Source organism: Escherichia sp. MOD1-EC5950, from assembly GCF_002965345.1.
Taxonomy (GTDB): domain Bacteria; phylum Pseudomonadota; class Gammaproteobacteria; order Enterobacterales; family Enterobacteriaceae; genus Escherichia; species Escherichia marmotae.
The window spans coordinates 79,593-101,825 of the sequence record NZ_PTSR01000008.1 but is presented as its reverse complement, the minus strand read 5'-3'; the positions used below and the strand labels follow the sequence as shown (position 1 = coordinate 101,825).

General features: G+C 51.8%; 15 protein-coding genes. 9 read left to right on the top strand and 6 right to left on the bottom strand.

Going from position 1 to position 22,233, the window contains the following annotated elements:
* The first annotated feature begins 73 nt into the window (after positions 1-73).
* From aceE to lpdA, 3 genes are all read left to right on the top strand, one after another.
* Positions 74-2,737, top strand: a complete 2,664-nt coding sequence (gene aceE, locus BEA93_RS11315; protein WP_105224681.1) for a pyruvate dehydrogenase (acetyl-transferring), homodimeric type — start codon at positions 74-76, stop codon at positions 2,735-2,737.
* Between the two features lie 14 nt (positions 2,738-2,751).
* Entirely contained in the window at positions 2,752-4,644 is a 1,893-nt protein-coding gene (gene aceF, locus BEA93_RS11310; protein WP_105224682.1) for a pyruvate dehydrogenase complex dihydrolipoyllysine-residue acetyltransferase, read from the top strand.
* 207 nt (positions 4,645-4,851) lie between these two features.
* A complete protein-coding gene (gene lpdA, locus BEA93_RS11305; protein ID WP_000102487.1) occupies positions 4,852-6,276 on the top strand; it encodes a dihydrolipoyl dehydrogenase in 1,425 nt (474 codons plus the stop codon).
* Positions 6,277-6,517: 241 nt separating this feature from the next.
* Here lpdA and BEA93_RS11300 read toward each other — a convergent pair whose 3' ends face one another.
* Positions 6,518-8,275, bottom strand: coding sequence for a DUF3300 domain-containing protein (locus BEA93_RS11300; protein ID WP_105224683.1), 1,758 nt, complete (start codon positions 8,273-8,275; stop codon positions 6,518-6,520).
* A gap of 352 nt (positions 8,276-8,627) precedes the next feature.
* Here BEA93_RS11300 and acnB point away from each other — a divergent pair, with 352 nt between their 5' ends.
* Positions 8,628-11,213 carry a bifunctional aconitate hydratase 2/2-methylisocitrate dehydratase gene (gene acnB / locus BEA93_RS11290; RefSeq protein WP_105224684.1) on the top strand — a complete coding sequence of 862 codons (2,586 nt, stop codon included), beginning with the start codon at positions 8,628-8,630 and terminating at the stop codon, positions 11,211-11,213.
* 1,074 nt (positions 11,214-12,287) lie between these two features.
* Positions 12,288-12,650, top strand: a complete 363-nt coding sequence (yacL, locus tag BEA93_RS11275; protein ID WP_001517750.1) for a protein YacL — start codon at positions 12,288-12,290, stop codon at positions 12,648-12,650.
* A gap of 37 nt (positions 12,651-12,687) precedes the next feature.
* Here yacL and speD read toward each other — a convergent pair whose 3' ends face one another.
* The 3 genes from speD to BEA93_RS11260 all read right to left on the bottom strand — a co-directional run bounded on the left by speD (position 12,688) and on the right by BEA93_RS11260 (position 14,817).
* On the bottom strand, positions 12,688-13,482 hold the full coding sequence (gene speD / locus BEA93_RS11270) for an adenosylmethionine decarboxylase (protein ID WP_000734282.1): 795 nt from the start codon (positions 13,480-13,482) through the stop codon (positions 12,688-12,690).
* 15 nt (positions 13,483-13,497) lie between these two features.
* Positions 13,498-14,364: a polyamine aminopropyltransferase gene (gene speE, locus BEA93_RS11265; RefSeq protein WP_000818362.1), complete on the bottom strand. Its 867-nt coding sequence runs from the start codon at positions 14,362-14,364 to the stop codon at positions 13,498-13,500.
* A 105-nt stretch (positions 14,365-14,469) separates the two neighbouring features.
* Positions 14,470-14,817 carry a YacC family pilotin-like protein gene (locus BEA93_RS11260; RefSeq protein WP_000846616.1) on the bottom strand — a complete coding sequence of 116 codons (348 nt, stop codon included), beginning with the start codon at positions 14,815-14,817 and terminating at the stop codon, positions 14,470-14,472.
* Between the two features lie 165 nt (positions 14,818-14,982).
* Here BEA93_RS11260 and cueO point away from each other — a divergent pair, with 165 nt between their 5' ends.
* Positions 14,983-16,533, top strand: a complete 1,551-nt coding sequence (gene cueO, locus BEA93_RS11255) for a multicopper oxidase CueO (RefSeq protein ID WP_061091010.1) — start codon at positions 14,983-14,985, stop codon at positions 16,531-16,533.
* Between the two features lie 46 nt (positions 16,534-16,579).
* Here the strand turns inward: cueO and gcd are convergent, their stop codons facing one another.
* Complete coding sequence (gene gcd, locus BEA93_RS11250) at positions 16,580-18,970, bottom strand: quinoprotein glucose dehydrogenase (RefSeq protein ID WP_001517753.1); 2,391 nt, start codon at positions 18,968-18,970, stop codon at positions 16,580-16,582.
* 205 nt (positions 18,971-19,175) lie between these two features.
* Here gcd and hpt point away from each other — a divergent pair, with 205 nt between their 5' ends.
* Positions 19,176-19,712: a hypoxanthine phosphoribosyltransferase gene (gene hpt / locus BEA93_RS11245; RefSeq protein ID WP_000683336.1), complete on the top strand. Its 537-nt coding sequence runs from the start codon at positions 19,176-19,178 to the stop codon at positions 19,710-19,712.
* A gap of 40 nt (positions 19,713-19,752) precedes the next feature.
* Here the strand turns inward: hpt and can are convergent, their stop codons facing one another.
* Positions 19,753-20,415 (bottom strand): carbonate dehydratase, encoded by a 663-nt coding sequence (gene can / locus BEA93_RS11240; protein ID WP_000651596.1) that lies wholly within the window; start codon positions 20,413-20,415, stop codon positions 19,753-19,755.
* A gap of 108 nt (positions 20,416-20,523) precedes the next feature.
* On the opposite strand from can, the gene BEA93_RS11235 reads away from it, so the two are divergent.
* Together BEA93_RS11235 and BEA93_RS11230 are read left to right on the top strand one after the other, a co-directional pair.
* Positions 20,524-21,450, top strand: a complete 927-nt coding sequence (locus BEA93_RS11235; protein ID WP_000150640.1) for an ABC transporter ATP-binding protein — start codon at positions 20,524-20,526, stop codon at positions 21,448-21,450.
* Positions 21,447-22,217, top strand: coding sequence for an ABC transporter permease (locus BEA93_RS11230; RefSeq protein ID WP_000972195.1), 771 nt, complete (start codon positions 21,447-21,449; stop codon positions 22,215-22,217). Before BEA93_RS11235 ends, BEA93_RS11230 begins: the two co-directional genes overlap by 4 nt.
* Positions 22,218-22,233: the final 16 nt, after the last annotated feature.

Genomic DNA, 22,233 nt, shown 5'->3' with positions numbered 1-22,233 from the left:
GAGCTTTCCAGCGAGAGTTCAATGGGACAGGTTCCAGAAAACTCAACGTTATTAGATAGATAAGGAATAACCCATGTCAGAACGTTTCCCAAATGACGTGGATCCGATCGAAACTCGCGACTGGCTCCAGGCGATCGAATCGGTCATCCGTGAAGAAGGTGTTGAGCGTGCTCAGTATCTGATCGACCAACTGCTTGCTGAAGCCCGCAAAGGCGGAGTCAACGTAGCCGCAGACACCGGCGTCAGCAACTACATCAACACCATCCCCGTTGAAGAACAGCCGGAGTATCCGGGTAATCTGGAACTGGAACGCCGTATTCGTTCAGCTATCCGCTGGAACGCCATCATGACGGTTCTGCGTGCATCCAAAAAAGATCTGGAACTGGGCGGCCACATGGCGTCTTTCCAGTCTTCCGCAACCATTTATGATGTGTGTTTTAACCACTTCTTCCGTGCACGCAACGAGCAGGATGGCGGCGACCTGGTTTACTTCCAGGGGCACATCTCCCCGGGCGTTTACGCACGAGCTTTCCTGGAAGGTCGTCTGACTCAGGAGCAACTGGATAATTTCCGTCAGGAAGTCCACGGTAATGGCCTCTCTTCCTACCCGCACCCGAAACTGATGCCGGAATTCTGGCAGTTCCCGACCGTATCTATGGGGCTGGGGCCAATCGGTGCTATCTACCAGGCGAAGTTCCTGAAATATCTGGAACACCGTGGCCTGAAAGATACCTCTAAACAGACCGTTTACGCATTCCTTGGTGACGGCGAGATGGACGAACCAGAATCCAAAGGTGCGATCACCATCGCTACCCGTGAAAAACTGGATAACCTGGTCTTCGTTATCAACTGTAACCTGCAGCGTCTTGACGGCCCGGTCACCGGTAACGGCAAGATCATCAACGAACTGGAAGGCATCTTCGAAGGTGCTGGCTGGAACGTGATCAAAGTGATGTGGGGTAGCCGTTGGGATGAGCTGCTGCGTAAAGATACCAGCGGTAAACTGATCCAACTGATGAACGAAACCGTTGACGGCGACTACCAGACCTTCAAATCGAAAGATGGTGCGTACGTTCGTGAACACTTCTTCGGTAAATATCCGGAAACCGCAGCGCTGGTTGCAGACTGGACTGACGAGCAGATCTGGGCATTGAACCGTGGCGGTCACGATCCGAAGAAAATCTACGCTGCATTCAAGAAAGCGCAGGAAACCAAAGGCAAAGCGACAGTAATCCTTGCTCATACCATTAAAGGTTACGGCATGGGCGATGCGGCTGAAGGTAAAAACATTGCGCACCAGGTTAAGAAAATGAACATGGACGGCGTGCGCCATATCCGCGACCGTTTCAATGTGCCGGTGTCTGATGCAGATATCGAAAAACTGCCGTACATCACCTTCCCGGAAGGTTCTGAAGAGCATACCTATCTGCACGCTCAGCGTCAGAAACTGCACGGTTATCTGCCAAGCCGCCAGCCGAACTTTACCGAGAAGCTGGAGCTGCCGAGCCTGCAAGACTTCGGTGCGCTGCTGGAAGAACAGAGCAAAGAGATCTCCACCACTATCGCTTTCGTTCGTGCCCTGAACGTGATGCTGAAGAACAAGTCGATCAAAGACCGACTTGTGCCGATCATCGCTGACGAAGCGCGTACTTTCGGTATGGAAGGTCTGTTCCGTCAGATTGGTATCTACAGCCCGAACGGTCAGCAGTACACCCCGCAGGATCGCGAGCAGGTTGCGTACTATAAAGAAGACGAGAAAGGTCAGATTCTGCAGGAAGGGATCAACGAGCTGGGCGCAGGTTGTTCCTGGCTGGCTGCGGCGACCTCTTACAGCACCAACAATCTGCCGATGATTCCGTTCTACATCTATTACTCGATGTTCGGATTCCAGCGTATTGGCGATCTGTGCTGGGCGGCTGGCGACCAGCAGGCGCGTGGCTTCCTGATCGGCGGTACTTCCGGTCGTACCACCCTGAACGGCGAAGGTCTGCAGCACGAAGATGGTCACAGCCACATTCAGTCGCTGACTATCCCGAACTGTATCTCTTACGACCCGGCTTACGCTTACGAAGTTGCTGTCATCATGCATGATGGTCTGGAGCGTATGTACGGTGAAAAACAAGAGAACGTTTACTACTACATCACCACGCTGAACGAAAACTACCACATGCCGGCAATGCCGGAAGGTGCTGAGGAAGGTATCCGTAAAGGTATCTACAAACTCGAAACCATTGAAGGTAGCAAAGGTAAAGTTCAACTGCTGGGCTCCGGTTCTATCCTGCGTCACGTCCGTGAAGCAGCACAGATCCTGGCGAAAGATTACGGCGTAGGTTCTGACGTTTATAGCGTGACCTCCTTCACCGAACTGGCGCGTGATGGTCAGGATTGTGAACGCTGGAACATGCTGCATCCGCTGGAAACTCCGCGCGTTCCGTACATCGCTCAGGTGATGAACGACGCTCCGGCAGTGGCATCTACCGACTATATGAAACTGTTCGCTGAGCAGGTCCGTACTTACGTACCGGCTGACGACTACCGCGTACTGGGTACTGATGGCTTCGGTCGTTCCGACAGCCGTGAGAACCTGCGTCACCACTTTGAAGTTGATGCTTCTTATGTCGTGGTTGCGGCGCTGGGCGAACTGGCTAAACGTGGCGAAATCGATAAGAAAGTGGTTGCTGACGCAATCGCCAAATTCAACATCGATGCAGATAAAGTTAACCCGCGTCTGGCGTAAGAGGTAAAAGAATAATGGCTATCGAAATCAAAGTACCGGACATCGGGGCTGATGAAGTTGAAATCACCGAGATCCTGGTCAAAGTGGGCGACAAAGTTGAAGCCGAACAGTCGCTGATCACCGTAGAAGGCGACAAAGCCTCTATGGAAGTTCCGTCTCCGCAGGCGGGTATCGTTAAAGAGATCAAAGTCTCTGTTGGCGATAAAACCCAGACCGGCGCACTGATTATGATTTTCGATTCCGCCGACGGTGCAGCAGACGCTGCACCTGCTCAGGCAGAAGAGAAGAAAGAAGCAGCTCCGGCAGCAGCACCAGCGGCTGCGGCGGCAAAAGACGTTAACGTTCCGGATATCGGCAGCGACGAAGTTGAAGTGACCGAAATCCTGGTGAAAGTGGGCGACAAAGTTGAAGCTGAACAGTCGCTGATCACCGTAGAAGGCGACAAGGCTTCTATGGAAGTTCCGGCTCCGTTTGCGGGCATCGTGAAAGAGATCAAAGTGAACGTTGGCGACAAAGTGTCTACCGGCTCACTGATTATGGTCTTCGAAGTTGCGGGGGCAGCCAGCGCGGCAGCTCCGGCTCCGGCGGCAAAACAGGAAGCGGCTCCGGCACCTGCGGCAGCGACTGGCGTGAAAGAAGTTAACGTTCCGGATATCGGCGGTGACGAAGTTGAAGTGACCGAAGTGATGGTGAAAGTGGGCGACAAAGTTACCGCTGAGCAGTCACTGATCACCGTAGAAGGCGACAAAGCTTCTATGGAAGTTCCGGCTCCGTTCGCGGGCGTGGTGAAAGAACTGAAAGTGAATGTTGGCGACAAAGTGAAAACTGGCTCGCTGATTATGATCTTCGAAGTTGAAGGCGCAGCGCCTGCGGCAGCTCCGGCGAAACAGGAAGCGGCAGCTCCGTCTCCGGCTGCAAAAGCTGAAGCTCCGGCAGCAGCACCGGCTGCAAAAGCGGAAGGCAAATCTGAATTTGCTGAAAACGACGCTTATGTTCACGCGACTCCGCTGATCCGCCGTCTGGCTCGCGAGTTCGGCGTTAACCTGGCGAAAGTGAAGGGCACTGGCCGTAAAGGACGTATCCTGCGCGAAGACGTTCAGGCTTATGTGAAAGAAGCCATCAAACGTGCAGAAGCGGCTCCGGCAGCGACTGGCGGCGGTATCCCAGGCATGTTGCCGTGGCCGAAGGTGGACTTCAGCAAGTTTGGTGAAATCGAAGAAGTGGAACTGGGGCGCATTCAGAAAATCTCTGGTGCTAACCTGAGCCGTAACTGGGTGATGATCCCGCACGTTACCCACTTCGACAAAACCGATATCACCGAGCTGGAAGCGTTCCGTAAACAGCAGAACGAAGAAGCTGCGAAACGTAAGCTGGATGTGAAGATCACCCCGGTTGTCTTCATCATGAAAGCCGTTGCTGCGGCACTTGAGCAGATGCCTCGCTTCAACAGTTCGCTGTCGGAAGACGGTCAGCGTCTGACCCTGAAGAAATACATCAACATCGGTGTGGCGGTGGATACTCCGAACGGCCTGGTTGTTCCGGTATTCAAAGACGTCAACAAGAAAGGCATCATCGAGCTGTCTCGCGAGCTGATGACCATTTCCAAGAAAGCGCGTGACGGTAAGCTGACTGCGGGCGAAATGCAGGGTGGTTGCTTCACCATCTCCAGTATCGGCGGCCTGGGTACTACCCACTTCGCGCCGATTGTGAACGCACCGGAAGTGGCTATCCTCGGCGTTTCCAAGTCCGCGATGGAACCTGTGTGGAATGGTAAAGAGTTCGTGCCGCGTCTGATGCTGCCGATTTCTCTCTCCTTTGACCACCGCGTGATCGACGGTGCTGATGGTGCGCGTTTCATTACCATCATTAACAACACGCTGTCTGACATTCGCCGTCTGGTGATGTAAATAAAAGAGCCGGCCCAACGGCCGGCTTTTTTCTGGTAATCTTATGAATATATTGAGGTTATCAGGTAATAGACAAATCGGTTGCCGTTTGTTGTTTAAAAATTGTTAACAATTTTGTAAAATACCGACGGATAGAACGACCCGGTGGATAATGGGCGTCATAAAAAAAACGTCAGACCCGCCGGAGATAAATATATAGAGGTCATGATGAGTACTGAAATCAAAACTCAGGTCGTGGTACTTGGGGCAGGCCCCGCAGGTTACTCCGCTGCCTTCCGCTGCGCTGATTTAGGTCTGGAAACCGTAATCGTAGAACGCTACAACACCCTCGGCGGTGTTTGCCTGAACGTCGGCTGTATCCCTTCTAAAGCACTGCTGCACGTAGCAAAAGTTATCGAAGAAGCCAAAGCACTGGCTGAACACGGTATCGTTTTCGGTGAGCCGAAAACCGATATCGACAAGATTCGTACCTGGAAAGAGAAAGTTATCACTCAACTGACCGGCGGTCTGGCTGGTATGGCGAAAGGCCGTAAAGTGAAAGTGGTCAACGGTCTGGGTAAATTCACCGGGGCGAACACCCTGGAAGTTGAAGGTGAGAACGGTAAGACTGTGATCAACTTCGACAATGCGATCATCGCGGCGGGTTCTCGCCCGATCCAACTGCCGTTTATTCCGCATGAAGATCCGCGTATCTGGGACTCCACTGACGCTCTGGAATTGAAAGAAGTGCCAGAACGCCTGCTGGTTATGGGTGGCGGTATCATCGGTCTGGAAATGGGGACGGTATACCACGCGCTGGGTTCACAGATTGACGTGGTTGAAATGTTCGACCAGGTTATCCCGGCAGCAGATAAAGACATCGTTAAAGTCTTCACCAAGCGTATCAGCAAGAAATTCAACCTGATGCTGGAAACCAAAGTCACTGCCGTTGAAGCAAAAGAAGACGGTATCTACGTGACGATGGAAGGCAAAAAAGCACCGGCTGAACCGCAGCGTTACGACGCCGTGCTGGTGGCGATTGGTCGTGTGCCGAACGGTAAAAACCTCGACGCAGGCAAAGCAGGCGTGGAAGTGGACGACCGTGGCTTCATCCGCGTTGACAAACAACTGCGTACCAACGTACCACACATCTTTGCTATCGGTGATATCGTCGGTCAGCCGATGCTGGCACACAAAGGTGTTCACGAAGGTCACGTTGCCGCTGAAGTTATCGCCGGTAAAAAACACTACTTCGATCCGAAAGTTATTCCGTCTATTGCCTATACCGAACCAGAAGTTGCATGGGTGGGTTTGACCGAGAAAGAAGCGAAAGAGAAAGGCATCAGCTACGAAACTGCCACCTTCCCGTGGGCTGCTTCTGGTCGTGCGATCGCTTCTGACTGTGCGGACGGTATGACCAAGCTGATTTTCGACAAAGAGTCTCATCGTGTGATCGGTGGTGCGATTGTCGGTACTAACGGCGGCGAGCTGTTGGGTGAAATCGGTCTGGCAATCGAAATGGGTTGCGACGCTGAAGACATCGCGCTGACCATCCACGCGCACCCGACTCTGCACGAGTCTGTGGGCCTGGCGGCAGAAGTGTTCGAAGGTAGCATTACCGACCTGCCGAACCCGAAAGCGAAGAAGAAGTAATTTTTCTTGTGCCGGGGCATCCGGTAAATTAAGAAGCGGCTATTCTGACGCTTCAGATTGTTGGCAAAGTGCTGGTTGTTTACGCCGGATGCGGCGTAAACGCCTTATTCGGCCTACAAAATCATGCAAATTCAATATATTGCAGGTTCCGTGTAGGCCCGATAAGCTTGCGCATCGGGCAATTCGATGTTTGTCATTAGTCTTAAGCGGTTAACAGCGCCGCTTTTTTTATGCCTGCAATTTACCTTTCCAGTCTCCTTGCTCCACGCTCAGACAACCGTTCGCGTACCGCTGACCGTTGTTCGTTATTCAGTCTGGCCGGACGGTTATTGTCGTTTAAACGCTGCGGGTGACTCTCCTGAATTCTCGCGCGTGCGACCTGCCGCTGTTCTGGTGATGCCGATTGAATACGCTGGCGGGCGTTATCACGCTGTTGTTGGTTCTGCGGGCGCTGCTGTACTTTTTCTTTAAATACCTGGCGCTGTTCGGGAGTAGTGGACTGAATATGCTGACGTGCCGTCTCTCTTCGCTGCTGATTCTGCGGGCTGGTTTGCATTTTCTCGCGGACTGCCTGGCGCTGCTCAGGAGAGGCCGATTGATAACGCTGGCGAGCGGTGTCCTTTTGCTGCCGGGTCAGTGGCTGGTGACGGCTGAACTCGCGGAAGTCGTCATAACTCCCATCGTGTTCCGCCTCATTAAACCGCTGTGCCGCAGCCTGACGTTGGGTGTCGCGCGTAGTGACTGGTGCAGCATGTGTTCGTTGCTGAAACTGACTTGCAGCCGCCTGGCGCTGGTTGTCGCGCGACGGTGCGGGTAGTTGTGTGGCGCTCATACCGCTTTTGACATCGGTTTGATGAAATCGCTTAGTCATATCCTGATCATGATAAGGCACACCATCGCGGTAATTCGGATTGTGCCGCCATGCCATATTCTTATCCGTAAGATGCTCACCGGTGATACGGTTGAAATTGTTGACGTCGATGTTGATGTTGTCGCCGTTGTGTTGCCAGCCGTTGCCGTCACGATGACCACCGTCGTGGTGATGATAATCATCGTTGTCGTGGTGATGGTGGTCATGATCGTCGTCATCCCAGTCGATGCTGCTGAATAACGCGTATGTGGTGGCAACGCCCATGCTGTAGCCGAATCCGCGCACGAAGCTGTCAACAAACGGTTCTCCGGCTGGTGGCGGCAGGTAAACCGGCGGATACGCGGTATTGGCCCAGTTCCCGTAAACCACGGTTGGGTTGTAGTTGGGAATATAAACTACATCCGGATTGGCTGGCTCAATGGTTATTACGGTCGGCGCAGGTTCTGCGACGACGGGGCTGGATGTTGAAACGGTATTGTATTGTGTGACAGGAGCCGTGACAGTCTGTTTTAGCGGTACGGCTTGCTTCGTGGTCGTAATAACTTTCTGTTCAGTTGATGACTTCAGTGACCCGGTTTGTTGCGCCAGTTGCCGCAAACGTTGTACCGAGTCCATCACATCCTGCGGCTGCGCCAGAAACGCATCGCCAAGATTTTGTACCCACTGCGGGTTTTCACCCATCAACGCCATCAATTGCGGAAAAGCCACCAGTGATTTGACGCTGGCATCCCACGGCTGACCGGATACTGCCTGAATAGCCGCATCGCCTTGTTTGAGCGGGTTATCGTGCGACCACTGCACGGCCTGGGCGACATTTGCCGGATAGGTCGATGCCATCAGCACTTGCGAAAGCAGTGCATCGGGGTACAGCGCGACAGGTGCGAGCCATTGATCGATTTGCGCAGTACTGAAGGCAGATTTGACGACGGCAGGCGTTACCGGGGGCATGGAAACTGTTGCAGGAAGCGTAACCGCAGCGACGTCAGGCGCAGACTGTTGTGTTGATTGCGCTACTACGGGGGCTTCCACCGTGCGACTTTTCACATACAACGTACCGGAAGCGGCACATAGCCCGGCGCTGCAAATTAGCGCCAGCACATGGGGTTTAAACGGCAAAGTAATTTTCATAGTCCTGATCTCAAGGAAATCGCAATGGTCGACGAACTGCCACCCGCAGGTGCTGTAGGCACGAGTATAAAGAGGCGGTAGTTTAAATTTTGACTAATGTTGGGATTTGTTGAGAAGGATGATTATCACAATGCGAATTAACAGGTTTTTCGGAGGGAAACAATCTCTAGACTATCCTTAACGATTCAGCCACTTTTTTATGTTGCTTTTTTGTAAACAGATTAACACATCGTCAAAATCCTGCTATTCTGCCCGTTGCGGTACTGGGCATTTACCCTACAAACTGCTGTCTCACAGGAGCGTGAAGAGAATCGCCTGCCGCACTATGACAATGAGAGCGAGGAGAACCGTCGTGCTAGAAGAATACCGTAAGCACGTAGCTGAGCGTGCCGCTGAGGGGATTGCGCCCAAACCCCTGGATGCAAACCAAATGGCCGCGCTCGTAGAGCTGCTGAAAAACCCGCCCGCGGGCGAAGAAGAATTCCTGTTAGATCTGTTAACCAACCGTGTTCCCCCTGGCGTCGATGAAGCAGCCTATGTAAAAGCAGGCTTCCTGGCCGCCGTCGCAAAAGGTGAAGCCAAATCTCCGCTGCTGACTCCGGAAAAAGCCATTGAACTGCTGGGCACCATGCAGGGTGGTTACAACATTCATCCGCTGATCGACGCGCTGGACGATGCCAAACTGGCACCGATCGCTGCTAAAGCACTGTCCCACACGCTGCTGATGTTCGATAACTTCTATGACGTAGAAGAGAAAGCCAAAGCAGGTAACAAATACGCGAAGCAGGTTATGCAGTCCTGGGCGGATGCTGAATGGTTCCTGAATCGCCCGGCACTGGCTGAAAAACTGACCGTTACCGTCTTCAAGGTCACCGGCGAAACCAACACTGATGACCTCTCTCCGGCACCGGATGCGTGGTCACGCCCGGATATCCCGCTGCACGCGCTGGCGATGCTGAAAAACGCCCGCGAAGGGATCGAGCCAGATCAACCCGGTGTTGTTGGCCCGATCAAGCAGATCGAAGCCCTGCAACAGAAAGGTTTCCCGCTGGCTTATGTGGGTGACGTTGTGGGTACGGGGTCTTCGCGTAAATCCGCCACTAACTCTGTACTGTGGTTTATGGGCGACGATATTCCACATGTGCCGAACAAACGCGGCGGCGGTCTGTGTCTCGGCGGCAAAATTGCGCCAATCTTCTTTAACACAATGGAAGATGCCGGTGCGCTGCCAATTGAAGTGGACGTTTCCAACCTGAATATGGGCGACGTGATTGACGTTTACCCGTACAAAGGTGAAGTGCGTAACCACGAAACCGGTGAACTGCTGGCGACCTTTGAACTAAAAACCGACGTACTGATTGATGAAGTGCGGGCGGGCGGTCGTATTCCGCTGATTATCGGTCGCGGTCTGACCACCAAAGCGCGTGAAGCGCTCGGTCTGCCGCAGAGCGATGTGTTCCGTCAGGCGAAAGATGTCGCTGAAAGCGATCGTGGCTTCTCGCTGGCACAGAAAATGGTGGGTCGCGCCTGTGGCGTGAAAGGCATTCGTCCGGGCGCTTACTGCGAACCGAAAATGACGTCTGTCGGCTCTCAGGACACTACCGGCCCAATGACCCGTGATGAACTGAAAGACCTGGCGTGCCTGGGCTTCTCGGCTGACCTGGTGATGCAGTCTTTCTGTCATACAGCGGCGTATCCGAAGCCGGTTGACGTTAACACGCACCATACGCTGCCTGACTTCATTATGAACCGTGGCGGTGTGTCGCTGCGCCCAGGTGATGGCGTAATCCACTCCTGGTTGAACCGTATGCTGCTGCCGGATACCGTGGGCACCGGTGGTGACTCCCATACGCGTTTCCCGATCGGTATCTCCTTCCCGGCAGGTTCTGGTCTGGTCGCGTTTGCTGCGGCGACTGGCGTCATGCCGCTGGATATGCCGGAATCCGTTCTGGTGCGTTTTAAAGGCAAAATGCAGCCGGGCATCACCCTGCGCGATCTGGTACACGCGATCCCGCTGTACGCAATCAAGCAAGGTCTGCTGACCGTTGAGAAGAAAGGTAAGAAAAACATCTTCTCTGGTCGCATTCTGGAAATTGAAGGCCTGCCGGATCTGAAAGTTGAGCAGGCATTTGAGTTGACCGATGCTTCCGCTGAACGTTCCGCGGCGGGCTGTACCATCAAGCTGAATAAAGAGCCGATCATCGAATACCTGAACTCCAACATTGTCCTGCTGAAGTGGATGATCGCGGAAGGTTACGGCGATCGTCGTACCCTGGAACGTCGTATTCAGGGCATGGAAAAATGGTTGGCGGATCCTGAGCTGCTGGAAGCCGATGCTGATGCCGAATACGCGGCAGTGATCGACATCGATCTGGCCGATATCAAAGAGCCAATCCTCTGTGCACCGAACGATCCGGATGACGCACGTCCGCTGTCAGCGGTTCAGGGCGAGAAGATCGACGAAGTGTTTATCGGTTCTTGCATGACCAACATCGGTCACTTCCGTGCAGCAGGTAAACTGCTGGATGCGCATAAAGGCCAGTTGCCGACCCGCCTGTGGGTAGCACCGCCAACCCGGATGGACGCCGCGCAACTGACAGAAGAAGGCTACTACAGCGTCTTCGGTAAGAGCGGCGCGCGTATCGAGATCCCGGGCTGTTCACTGTGCATGGGTAACCAGGCGCGTGTGGCGGACGGCGCGACGGTGGTTTCCACCTCTACCCGTAACTTCCCGAACCGTCTGGGTACTGGCGCGAACGTCTTCCTGGCTTCTGCGGAACTGGCAGCCGTTGCAGCGCTTCTTGGCAAACTGCCAACGCCGGAAGAGTACCAGACCTACGTTGCGCAGGTAGATAAAACAGCCGTTGATACTTACCGTTATCTGAACTTCAACCAGCTTTCTCAGTACACCGAAAAAGCGGATGGGGTGATTTTCTAGACTGCGGTTTAAGGTAGTAGCCTGTTGTGAAAAGCCACTTCTTTTGGGAAGTGGCTAAGACTGATGATAAACGCAACATTGCCTGATGCGCTGCGCTTATCAGGCCTACAACGTTTCTGCAATTTATTGAATTTGCACTATTTTGTAGGCCGGATAAGGCGTTTACGCCGCATCCGGCAAGAACAAAGCGCACTTTGTCAGCAATCTGAGCCACTTCTTTTGGGGAGTGGCTTTTTTTTGCCGGAATATCTGACGGGCAACTCAATAACGTTAATTCTCAGAACCCGCACTCTTTTCCTTAATGATAGTGTTTCCCTGCATGTAAGAGAGCGATTATCATAATAATGTCGTTATCATTTTAGTGAATTATATTTTTATGTTTTAAATGAATATGTTCGCTAAAAAATCAATCGATTTCAATTCTGATAGGCGAAATAAGATATTGATAGTGTTTATCTTATTTGGTTTTCTGCTGGTTATTACAGGGTGAAGTTTTTCACTTAATGGAGATAAAGTGAATGAAAAAAGCGTTTATTATAATTATCTTTTTTCTACTATGCGGCAACGCTTTTGCCGCGACAGCAAAATAACAATATTTGTTTGTCGCAAATGGTGGATTAGTGGGTTTTTATGAGGACGGTAATGTCAGGGGATGCGCACAGTGTGAGCCGATGAAAGAAAACCTTTTAACCATGAGCACTGAATCTCCTATATCACACTGGAAGCGAAATGCTGATGTGATAACAACCACCGACGCAGAGGGAAGTAGCGATCTTCAACTTTATGATAATGGCAAGATTACGGATGACTGGTGGATTTTTGATTATAAAACAATTCACCCTCTTTATTAATCTATGTTTTGTGCGCAGAGTAGCACTGGATTGTCTTCTTCCCTGGTAAGAAGATGTTTGTCGAAAATGACAAAAATTCTGGCCATGGTGGCTGGAACGCTTTTTTCACTATTTTTATCTCTAAACCATCGTCGTTCCGCTGTTTTTCTCTGGTAAGGCTGCGATAATTACATCAATGGCGCAATGCGATTTCGGCGCATTGCCGGGAGCAGAGGAACACACTATGGATTACGAATTTCTGCGCGATATTACCGGAGTGGTAAAGGTGCGCATGTCCATGGGGCATGAAGTGGTCGGGCACTGGTTTAATGAAGAGGTGAAAGAAAACCTGGCCTTGCTTGATGAAGTGGAACAAGCCGCGCGCACATTAAAAGGTAGCGAACGTTCCTGGCAGCGGGCAGGGCACGAATACACCCTGTGGATGGATGGCGAGGAGGTGATGATCCGCGCCAATCAACTGGAATTTGCGGGTGACGAAATGGAAGAAGGGATGAACTACTACGACGAAGAAAGCCTGTCGCTGTGCGGCGTTGAGGATTTTCTTCAGGTGGTGGCGGCGTACCGCAATTTCGTACAGCAGAAGTAGGTAAATCTGGCGGAGCCTTCGTGCTCCGCCAGAGCTGTTAAACGGCAGGCATATTACGCCCGTAATAAATTTCGCGCATTTCTTTCCATAGCGCAGCGGTAATCTCTTTGCGCTCGCTGTCGGTTAAATCTTCCGGTTTGGTGTGGAACATGTAGTGCTTAAGGTCGAACTCTTTAAGCAACATCTTGGTATGGAAGATATTTTCCTGATAGACGTTTACATCCACCATGTCATACAGCGCCTTTATATCTTCAGACATAAAGTTCTGAATCGAATTAATCTCATGGTCGATAAAGTGCTTCATACCGTTAATATCGCGGGTAAAACCGCGCACGCGATAATCAATGGTCACGATATCGGATTCAAGCTGGTGGATCAGGTAATTCAACGCCTTCAGCGGGGAAATCACGCCGCAGGTAGAGACTTCTATGTCGGCGCGGAAAGTACATAAACCGCCTTCAGGATGGCTTTCCGGGTAGGTATGTACGCAAATATGACTTTTATCGAGATGCGCAACCACGGCTTCTGGCAGCGGGCCGGGGTGTTCCGTTTTGTCGATAAGTTTCGGGTCGACAGGTTCTTCGCTCACCAGAATAGTGACGCTGGCACCTTGTGGTTCGTAATCCTGGCGGGCGATGTTAAGAATATTGGCCCCGATAATGGAACAAGTTTCTGACAGGATTTCGGTCAGACGGTTGGCATTATAGAGTTCATCGATATAAGCGATATAACCGTCGCGCTCTTCGGCGGTTTTGGCGTAGCAGATATCGTAAATACAAAAACTCAGACTTTTGGTCAGATTATTAAAGCCATGCAGTTTCAGTTTTTTCAATTTCTTATCTTCTCCTTAGGACGCCTGTGAAGCCAGTGCGTCTTGCAGATACTGGGGTAAGGCAAACGCTGCCGTGTGGATTGCCGGGTTGTAATAACGGCATTTCAGGCCAGAGGCGAGAAAACGTGCCTGAATAATTTCGGTAGAGAGATGGCGTAAGGCGTCGTTATCTGTCGCCCATGCAAAGGTCATGATGCCGCCGTAATAGGTCGGGATTGCCGCCTGATAAAAGCCAACATCGCTGAAGTAATGGCTGAGTTTGCGATGGCTGTCGATGGCTTCTTCCTGCTGTAAAAAGCAGACGCCGTTTTGCGCGACAAAAATACCGCCAGGATTCAGGCAGCGTTTGCAGCCTTCATAAAATGCTGAGGTGAACAGGCTTTCGCCGGGACCGATGGGATCGGTGCAGTCGGAGATGATGACATCAAAGGTCTGGCTGGTTTGATTCACGAAATTGACGCCATCGTCGATCACCAGTTTAAAGCGCGGATCGTCGTAGCTACCGGCGTTATGGTTAGGCAGATACTGACGGCAGAAAGACACTACGCCCGCGTCGATTTCCACCATCGTGATTGACTCAACGTTTTTATGTCGGCTTACTTCACGTAACATCGCGCCGTCGCCGCCGCCAATGATTAACACGTGTTTAGCGTGACCGTGAGCCAGCAGCGGAACGTGGGTCATCATCTCATGATAGATAAATTCGTCGCGCTCGGTGGTCTGTACTACGCCATCCAGCGCCATTACGCGACCAAATGCGGCGTTCTCAAAAATGATCAGATCCTGGTGATCGGTCTTTTCATGATACAGAACGTTATCTACAGCAAAGTACTGCCCAAACTGGTCGTGTAGCGTTTCATGCCACAGTTTTTTTTCGGCCATGGGTTGATACCTCCTTTATTAACACCCGTAAAAAAAGGGCGCAACATAATAGCTAACATTGACCGCGGATGCACGGTCAATGTTTCTACAAAAAGGTATCAGGAATTATTTTACGTAGGCAAGCAGGCTTAAGGAATCGCGGGCCAGGGCTTTACACTTTTTAGCGACGGGAATGCCGATACCGCTCAGATCGCGGTAGCTATCTTCACCGAGGGCTTTCATGTCGAAGTTGTCGTAGTTGCTGAGATCCCACTGGTTTTGCTGGGCAAAAAAGACCAGTGCGCGACGAATCTGCCCGTTAGGCAAGTTCTGGTAACCGCAATCGTTCTTCAGAAAAACAAAAACTGCCGTTAAATCGGCCATATCTTCGGCTTCAGACTCGCTGAGCGCGTAACTGTTTGCGCATACAGCCATCAGGCTGCCGAATAATACTGTTCTGAAAAACGTCTTCATTGCTTCTACCAGGGGCTTAAAGAAGATAAACGTTAGCACACTGCGAGCGAGGCGACGACCATTATTGTGGATTAAGTTGTGTCTGTGGCTTGACCTTCCCGTAAGGGGAAGGACTATGCTCAACGTTTGATTTTGTTTCGCCTGCTTGAGAATAAGGAAATATCTATGCAACGTCGTGATTTCTTAAAATATTCCGTCGCGTTGGGCGTGGCTTCTGCTTTACCACTATGGAGCCGCGCGGTTTTTGCTGCTGAACGCCCAACATTACCGATCCCTGATTTGCTCGCTACCGATGCCCGTAATCGCATTCAGTTGACCATTGGCACAGGCCAGTCCACCTTTGCTGGAAAAACGGCGACCACCTGGGGCTATAACGGCAATTTATTGGGGCCTGCGGTGAAGTTACAGCGTGGAAAAGCCGTGACGGTTGATATCTATAACCAACTGGCGGAAGAGACGACGTTGCACTGGCACGGTCTGGAAGTGCCGGGGGAAGTGGACGGCGGCCCGCAGGGAATTATTCCGCCTGGCGGTAAACGCACAGTGACGCTGAATGTCGATCAGCCTGCCGCTACCTGCTGGTTCCACCCGCATCAACATGGCAAAACCGGGCGTCAGGTGGCGATGGGGCTGGCTGGGCTGGTGGTGATTGAGGACGATGAGATCCTGAAATTAATGCTGCCAAAACAGTGGGGGATCGATGATGTCCCGGTGATTGTTCAGGATAAAAAATTTAACGCCGACGGGCAGATTGATTATCAACTCGATGTGATGACCGCCGCCGTGGGCTGGTTTGGCGATACGTTGCTGACCAACGGCGCTATTTACCCGCAACATGCCGCGCCGCGTGGCTGGTTGCGGCTGCGTTTGCTCAATGGCTGTAACGCCCGCTCGCTCAATTTTGCCACCAGTGACAATCGCCCGCTGTATGTGATCGCCAGCGATGGTGGCCTGTTGCCTGAACCGGTGAAGGTGAGTGAACTTCCGGTGCTGATGGGCGAGCGTTTTGAAGTGCTGGTGGAGGTTAACGACAACAAACCGTTTGATCTGGTGACACTGCCTGTCAGCCAGATGGGAATGGCGATTGCACCGTTTGACAAGCCGCACCCGGTAATGCGTATTCAGCCGATTGCCATTAGTGCCTCTGGTGCTTTGCCGGATACCTTGAGTAGCCTGCCAGCGTTACCTTCGCTGGACGGATTAACGATACGCAAACTGCAACTCTCTATGGATCCGATGCTCGATATGATGGGGATGCAGATGTTAATGGAGAAATATGGCGATCAGGCAATGAGCGGAATGAACCACAGCCAGATGATGGGCCACATGGGCCACGGCAATATGAATCATATGAACCACGGCGGGAAGTTCGATTTTCACCATGCTAATAAAATCAACGGTCAGGCCTTCGATATGAACAAGCCGATGTTTGCGGCGGCGAAAGGGAAGTTCGAACGTTGGGTTATCTCTGGCGTTGGCGACATGATGTTGCATCCGTTCCATATTCACGGCACCCAGTTCCGTATCTTGTCGGAAAATGGCCAACCACCAGCGGTGCATCGCGCGGGCTGGAAAGATACTGTGAAGGTGGAAGGTAATGTCAGTGAGGTGCTGGTGAAGTTTAATCACGATGCACCGAAAGAACATGCTTATATGGCGCACTGCCATCTGCTGGAGCATGAAGATACGGGGATGATGTTAGGGTTTACAGTGTAAAAACAGCGTCTTCGGGAATATGCCCGGATCTCTCCGGGCATTATGGTTACTTCACATCATCCGGTAACGCATAAGCCACAATATAGTCGCCCATCTTCGTACCAAATGAACCGTGACCGCCTGCGGAGATCACCACATATTGCTTACCATTCACTTCATAGGTCATCGGCGTTGCCTGACCACCTGCTGGTAAACGGCCCTGCCACAATTTTTCACCGTTGCTCATGTTGTAAGCGCGCAAGTAGTTATCTGCCGTAGCGGCAATAAACAACACGTTGCCCGCAGTGGAGATTGGCCCGCCGAGCATTGGCATCCCCATATTGAACGGCACCGGAACGGGCATCGGGAACGGCATACTGTCCTGCGGCGTACCAATACGTTTCTTCCATACCACTTCATTGGTTTTCAGATCCAGCGCCGAGATGTATCCCCAGGCAGGCTGTTTACACGGTAGACCAAACGGCGAAAGGAACGGGTTGAGCGTTACGCCATACGGCACGCCATATTGCGGCTGAATGCCGGATTCCGTACCTGTGCCTTTGGCATCTTTCGGCTGTTCCATCGGGTTACCCGGGCCACGCGGGATCAGTTTCGACACAAACGGTAGCGCCATTGGGTTGGCAATTGCCACTTCACGATTCGGATCAACGGAAATCCCGCCCCATTCGAACATTCCCAGGTTACCCGGGAAGACCAGAGTACCCTGTTCAGATGGTGGGGTGAAAATGCCTTCATAGCGCATTTGGTGGAACATCACGCGGCACACCAGTTGGTCAAACATGGTGGCACCCCACATATCCGCACCGCTCAAATCTTTCGTCGGACGGAAGCTGAGTTCAGAGAACGGTTGGGTAGGAGTAACGTAATCGCCTTTCGCTGCGCCTTGTGGAACCGGTTTTTCCGGAGCCGGAACGACCAGTTCGCCATTACGACGATCGAGTACAAAAATGTTGCCAGTTTTTGCAGGAGCGTAAATGACCGGCACTTTTTCACCGTTAACGGTGATATCCGCCAGCGTTGGTTGTGCCGGAAGATCCATATCCCACAGGTCGTGGTGAACGGTCTGGTAACTCCACGCCAGTTTCCCGGTGGTGGCATTCAGTGCCAGAATCGAGCTGGCATAACGTTCCTGTTCCGGTGTGCGGTTACCGCCCCAGATATCGGGCGTGGTCACGCCCATCGGCAGATACACCAGATCCAGCTTCGCATCATAGGCCGCAGGTGCCCACGAGTTTGGCGAGTTAAAGGTAAAGGTGTGTTCGTCTGATGGGATGGCGTTCGGATCTTTCGCGCCCGGATCAAAAGCCCACAGCAGTTCACCGGTGTTGACATCAAAACCACGGATTACGCCAGACGTTTCGCGGGTTGAGAAGTTATCGGTGACTGAACCGGCCATCACGATGGTTTTATCGGTGATAATCGGCGGCGACGTCGGTTCATACAGACCCGGTTTGGTATCCGGCATGTTGCTTTGCAGGTTGAGCACGCCTTTATTGGCGAAGGTTTCGCACAGCTTGCCGTTTTCAGCGTTAATTGCAATCAGGCGACCATCATTCACAGGAAGAATGATACGACGCGGGCAATCCGCCATCACTTCCGGCGAAGCAGTTTCTGCTTTGGCTTCATGGTAAGAGACGCCACGGCAGGTTACATGCTGGAAAGACTCGTTGGTTTTCAGCTCAGGATCGTAATGCCATTTCTCTTTGCCGCTGGCGGCATCGAGCGCAAACAGACGCTGGTGAGCGGTACACAGGTAAAGCGTGTCGCCTACTTTAATCGGCGTCACTTCATTGGTGATTTCGCCCGGATCGTTAGGCTGTTTCACATCGCCTGTGCGGAACACCCAGGCTTCTTTCAGCTTGTGGACGTTATCGGCGTTAATCTGCTTCAGTGGTGAATAGCGTTGACCTTCCTGATTGCGGCCATAGGCAGGCCAGTCCTGATCGGCAACGGGGGAGATAGCTTCGGCAGGTGTGGCATCAGCGCTTAAGGTGCCGTTGATTTCCTGCGGATCGTGAAATCCGGCCCAGGTGAGGATACCACCGCTAATCAACAGTGCGACCACCAGTGCGGCAACTGCGCCGCTGGCAGGAATGACCAGGCGATGCCAGACAAACGGCAGGATCAGCCAGATACCGAAGAAGACCAGGATATCGCTGCGCGGAGTGAGTGCCCAGAAATCGAAACCGACCTCCCAGACGCCCCAAATCATGGTGCCGAGCAGCAGAGCGGCGTACAGCCAAAGTGCTGCGCGTTTACTGCGCCACAACATCCAGGCGACGCCAAGCATCACCAGACCAGCGATGGGGTAGTACCAGGAGCCGCCAATCGCGACCAACCAGCCTCCGCCAATGAGAAGATATAGCCCGCAGAGTGCTGCAAAAAGGGCGGTTAGCGACACGAGTAAGCGTCGCGAGCCGGTATTGTTAATTGCCATAAAGAAACACCATTTCAATTCATTAATATTTTAGTAGCAATTAATTATAGGTTTTAACATGTGTGATCGTCATCACAATTTGAGCTTTATTAACAGATTCCGCCAATGAATAGTTTTGCTGGTATACTGCGTGTCTTGCGCTTTGTTGCGGCGCTGAAACCCGCCCGTGCGAAGTGATTTGTTTTTAAATCATATGGTTAGAGATATGAAACATACTGTAGAAGTAATGATCCCCGAAGCGGAGATTAAAGCGCGTATCGCTGAACTGGGTCGTCAGATTACTGAGCGTTACAAAGACAGCGGCAGCGATATGGTGCTGGTAGGCCTGCTGCGTGGCTCATTTATGTTTATGGCGGACCTGTGCCGTGAAGTTCAGGTATCTCATGAAGTCGATTTTATGACCGCCTCCAGCTACGGTAGCGGCATGTCCACCACCCGTGATGTGAAAATCCTCAAAGATCTGGATGAAGATATCCGCGGCAAGGATGTGCTGATTGTTGAAGATATCATCGACTCGGGTAATACACTGTCGAAAGTGCGTGAAATCTTAAGCCTGCGCGAACCGAAATCGTTGGCGATTTGTACGCTGCTGGATAAACCGTCTCGCCGTGAAGTGAACGTACCGGTAGAATTTATCGGTTTCTCTATTCCGGATGAGTTTGTGGTTGGCTACGGCATCGATTACGCACAGCGTTACCGTCATCTGCCGTATATCGGCAAAGTGGTGCTGCTGGACGAGTAAGTGCGGATGTGCCGGATGTGTTGCATCCGGCATGGCGAATTTATTTGTGGTTGATGTGCTTTAGCTTGAGGTTGGAAATCCCGTGGCGATAACGTTGCTCCAGGGTTTCGCGGTTGGTGGCTGTAACATCCAGATCGCGCAGCAAGCCGTCGTGAATGCCGTAAGCCCAGCCGTGGATGGTCACTTTCTGCCCGCGTTTCCATGCTGACTGCATAATGGTGGAGTGGCCCAGGTTATATACCTGTTCCATTACGTTCAGTTCGCACAGGGTATCCAGACGGCGCTCTGGCGGCATTTCGCCAAGCAATGAGCTATGTTTGAACCAGATATCGCGGATGTGCAGCAGCCAGTTGTTGATCAGCCCCAGTTCCGGGTTTTCAACCGCGGCTTGCACACCACCGCAACCATAGTGGCCACAGATAATAATGTGTTCAACTTCGAGAACATCCACTGCATACTGCACCACGGAGAGGCAGTTGAGATCGGTGTGAATGACCAGGTTGGCAACATTACGGTGAACAAAGAGTTCGCCCGGCTCAAGACCGGTTAAACGTTCTGCAGGAACGCGACTGTCGGAACATCCAATCCATAGAAAGCGCGGTTTTTGCGCTTGTGCCAGTTTCTCAAAAAACCCGGGATCCTCTTCCACCAGCATTTTTGACCATAGTGCATTATTGCTGATGAGTGTATCTATGTCTTTCATGGAGGTTAACGACCTGTAACCAAATAATTACGTTTGGCTAATATAGGGCAACTCCGGGACGATTTAAACCACAGATAAAGTGTAAGAACGTAAGGTAAGTAAAAATTTATGACCATTGCACTGGAACTTCAACAGCTTAAAAAAACCTATCCAGGCGGCGTTCAGGCGCTTCGTGGAATAGATTTACAGGTCGAAGCCGGCGATTTTTATGCGCTTCTGGGGCCGAACGGAGCCGGGAAATCGACCACCATCGGTATTATTAGCTCGCTGGTGAATAAAACCTCCGGGCGGGTCAGCGTATTTGGCTACGATCTTGAAAAAGATGTCGTGAACGCCAAACGCCAGTTAGGACTGGTGCCGCAGGAATTTAACTTCAACCCGTTTGAAACCGTGCAGCAAATTGTGGTGAATCAGGCGGGGTACTACGGTGTAGAGCGCAAAGAAGCGTATATCCGCAGCGAAAAGTATCTTAAGCAGCTTGATTTGTGGGGAAAACGCAACGAACGTGCGCGTATGTTATCTGGTGGGATGAAACGCCGTTTAATGATCGCCCGTGCGTTAATGCATGAACCTAAACTGCTGATTCTGGATGAACCAACGGCAGGCGTGGATATCGAACTTCGCCGCTCAATGTGGGGATTTTTGAAGGATTTAAACGACAAAGGCACCACGATCATTCTCACCACGCACTACCTGGAAGAAGCAGAAATGCTGTGTCGCAATATCGGCATTATTCAGCATGGTGAACTGGTGGAGAACACTTCGATGAAGGCGCTATTGGCGAAGCTGAAATCGGAAACCTTTATTCTCGATCTTGCGCCGAAAAGTCCATTACCGAAGCTCGATGGCTACCAGTATCGGCTGGTGGATACCGCTACGCTTGAAGTTGAAGTGTTGCGCGAGCAGGGGATTAACAGCGTATTCACGCAGCTAAGTGAGCAGGGCGTGCAGGTATTAAGTATGCGTAACAAAGCCAACCGTCTGGAAGAGCTGTTTGTTTCACTGGTTAATGAAAAACAAGGAGATCGCGCATGATGCATCTTTACTGGGTGGCGCTAAAAAGCATCTGGGCGAAAGAGATCCATCGCTTTATGCGTATCTGGATACAAACGCTGGTGCCGCCGGTCATCACCATGACCCTTTATTTTATTATCTTTGGTAACCTGATTGGTTCGCGCATTGGCGATATGCATGGCTTTAGTTATATGCAGTTTATCGTGCCGGGGCTGATCATGATGTCGGTGATCACCAATGCCTACGCTAACGTTGCATCATCATTTTTTGGTGCCAAGTTCCAGCGTAATATTGAAGAATTGCTGGTAGCGCCGGTGCCAACACACGTCATCATTGCCGGATATGTCGGCGGTGGCGTGGCGCGCGGACTGCTTGTTGGCATGCTGGTGACGGCTATTTCGCTATTCTTTGTGCCGTTTCAGGTGCATTCGTGGGTATTTGTTGCTTTAACGCTGGTGCTCACGGCGGTGTTGTTCTCTCTTGCCGGACTGCTGAACGGTGTGTTTGCCAAAACGTTTGATGACATCAGCCTGGTGCCGACCTTTGTGTTAACGCCACTCACTTATTTGGGCGGGGTATTTTACTCCCTGACTTTACTGCCGCCGTTCTGGCAGGGGCTGTCGCACCTGAACCCGATAGTCTATATGATCAGTGGTTTCCGCTACGGCTTCCTCGGCATTAATGATGTGCCGCTGGTCACTACCTTTGGTGTACTGGTTGTCTTTATTATTGCGTTTTATCTGATCTGCTGGTCGCTGATTCAGCGCGGACGCGGCTTGCGTAGCTAAGTTGATCTCCTCTCCT

What these genes read in the sequence shown, in the direction of transcription:
- BEA93_RS11260 (WP_000846616.1), bottom strand. Translation starts at nt 14,817, where the DNA reads ATGAAGACGTTTTTCAGAACAGTATTATTCGGCAGCCTGATGGCTGTA.
- lpdA (WP_000102487.1), top strand. Translation starts at nt 4,852, where the DNA reads ATGAGTACTGAAATCAAAACTCAGGTCGTGGTACTTGGGGCAGGCCCC.
- speE (WP_000818362.1), bottom strand. Translation starts at nt 14,364, where the DNA reads ATGGCCGAAAAAAAACTGTGGCATGAAACGCTACACGACCAGTTTGGG.
- BEA93_RS11235 (WP_000150640.1), top strand. Translation starts at nt 20,524, where the DNA reads ATGACCATTGCACTGGAACTTCAACAGCTTAAAAAAACCTATCCAGGC.
- aceF (WP_105224682.1), top strand. Translation starts at nt 2,752, where the DNA reads ATGGCTATCGAAATCAAAGTACCGGACATCGGGGCTGATGAAGTTGAA.
- gcd (WP_001517753.1), bottom strand. Translation starts at nt 18,970, where the DNA reads ATGGCAATTAACAATACCGGCTCGCGACGCTTACTCGTGTCGCTAACC.
- BEA93_RS11300 (WP_105224683.1), bottom strand. Translation starts at nt 8,275, where the DNA reads ATGAAAATTACTTTGCCGTTTAAACCCCATGTGCTGGCGCTAATTTGC.
- yacL (WP_001517750.1), top strand. Translation starts at nt 12,288, where the DNA reads ATGGATTACGAATTTCTGCGCGATATTACCGGAGTGGTAAAGGTGCGC.
- BEA93_RS11230 (WP_000972195.1), top strand. Translation starts at nt 21,447, where the DNA reads ATGATGCATCTTTACTGGGTGGCGCTAAAAAGCATCTGGGCGAAAGAG.
- cueO (WP_061091010.1), top strand. Translation starts at nt 14,983, where the DNA reads ATGCAACGTCGTGATTTCTTAAAATATTCCGTCGCGTTGGGCGTGGCT.
- hpt (WP_000683336.1), top strand. Translation starts at nt 19,176, where the DNA reads ATGAAACATACTGTAGAAGTAATGATCCCCGAAGCGGAGATTAAAGCG.
- aceE (WP_105224681.1), top strand. Translation starts at nt 74, where the DNA reads ATGTCAGAACGTTTCCCAAATGACGTGGATCCGATCGAAACTCGCGAC.
- can (WP_000651596.1), bottom strand. Translation starts at nt 20,415, where the DNA reads ATGAAAGACATAGATACACTCATCAGCAATAATGCACTATGGTCAAAA.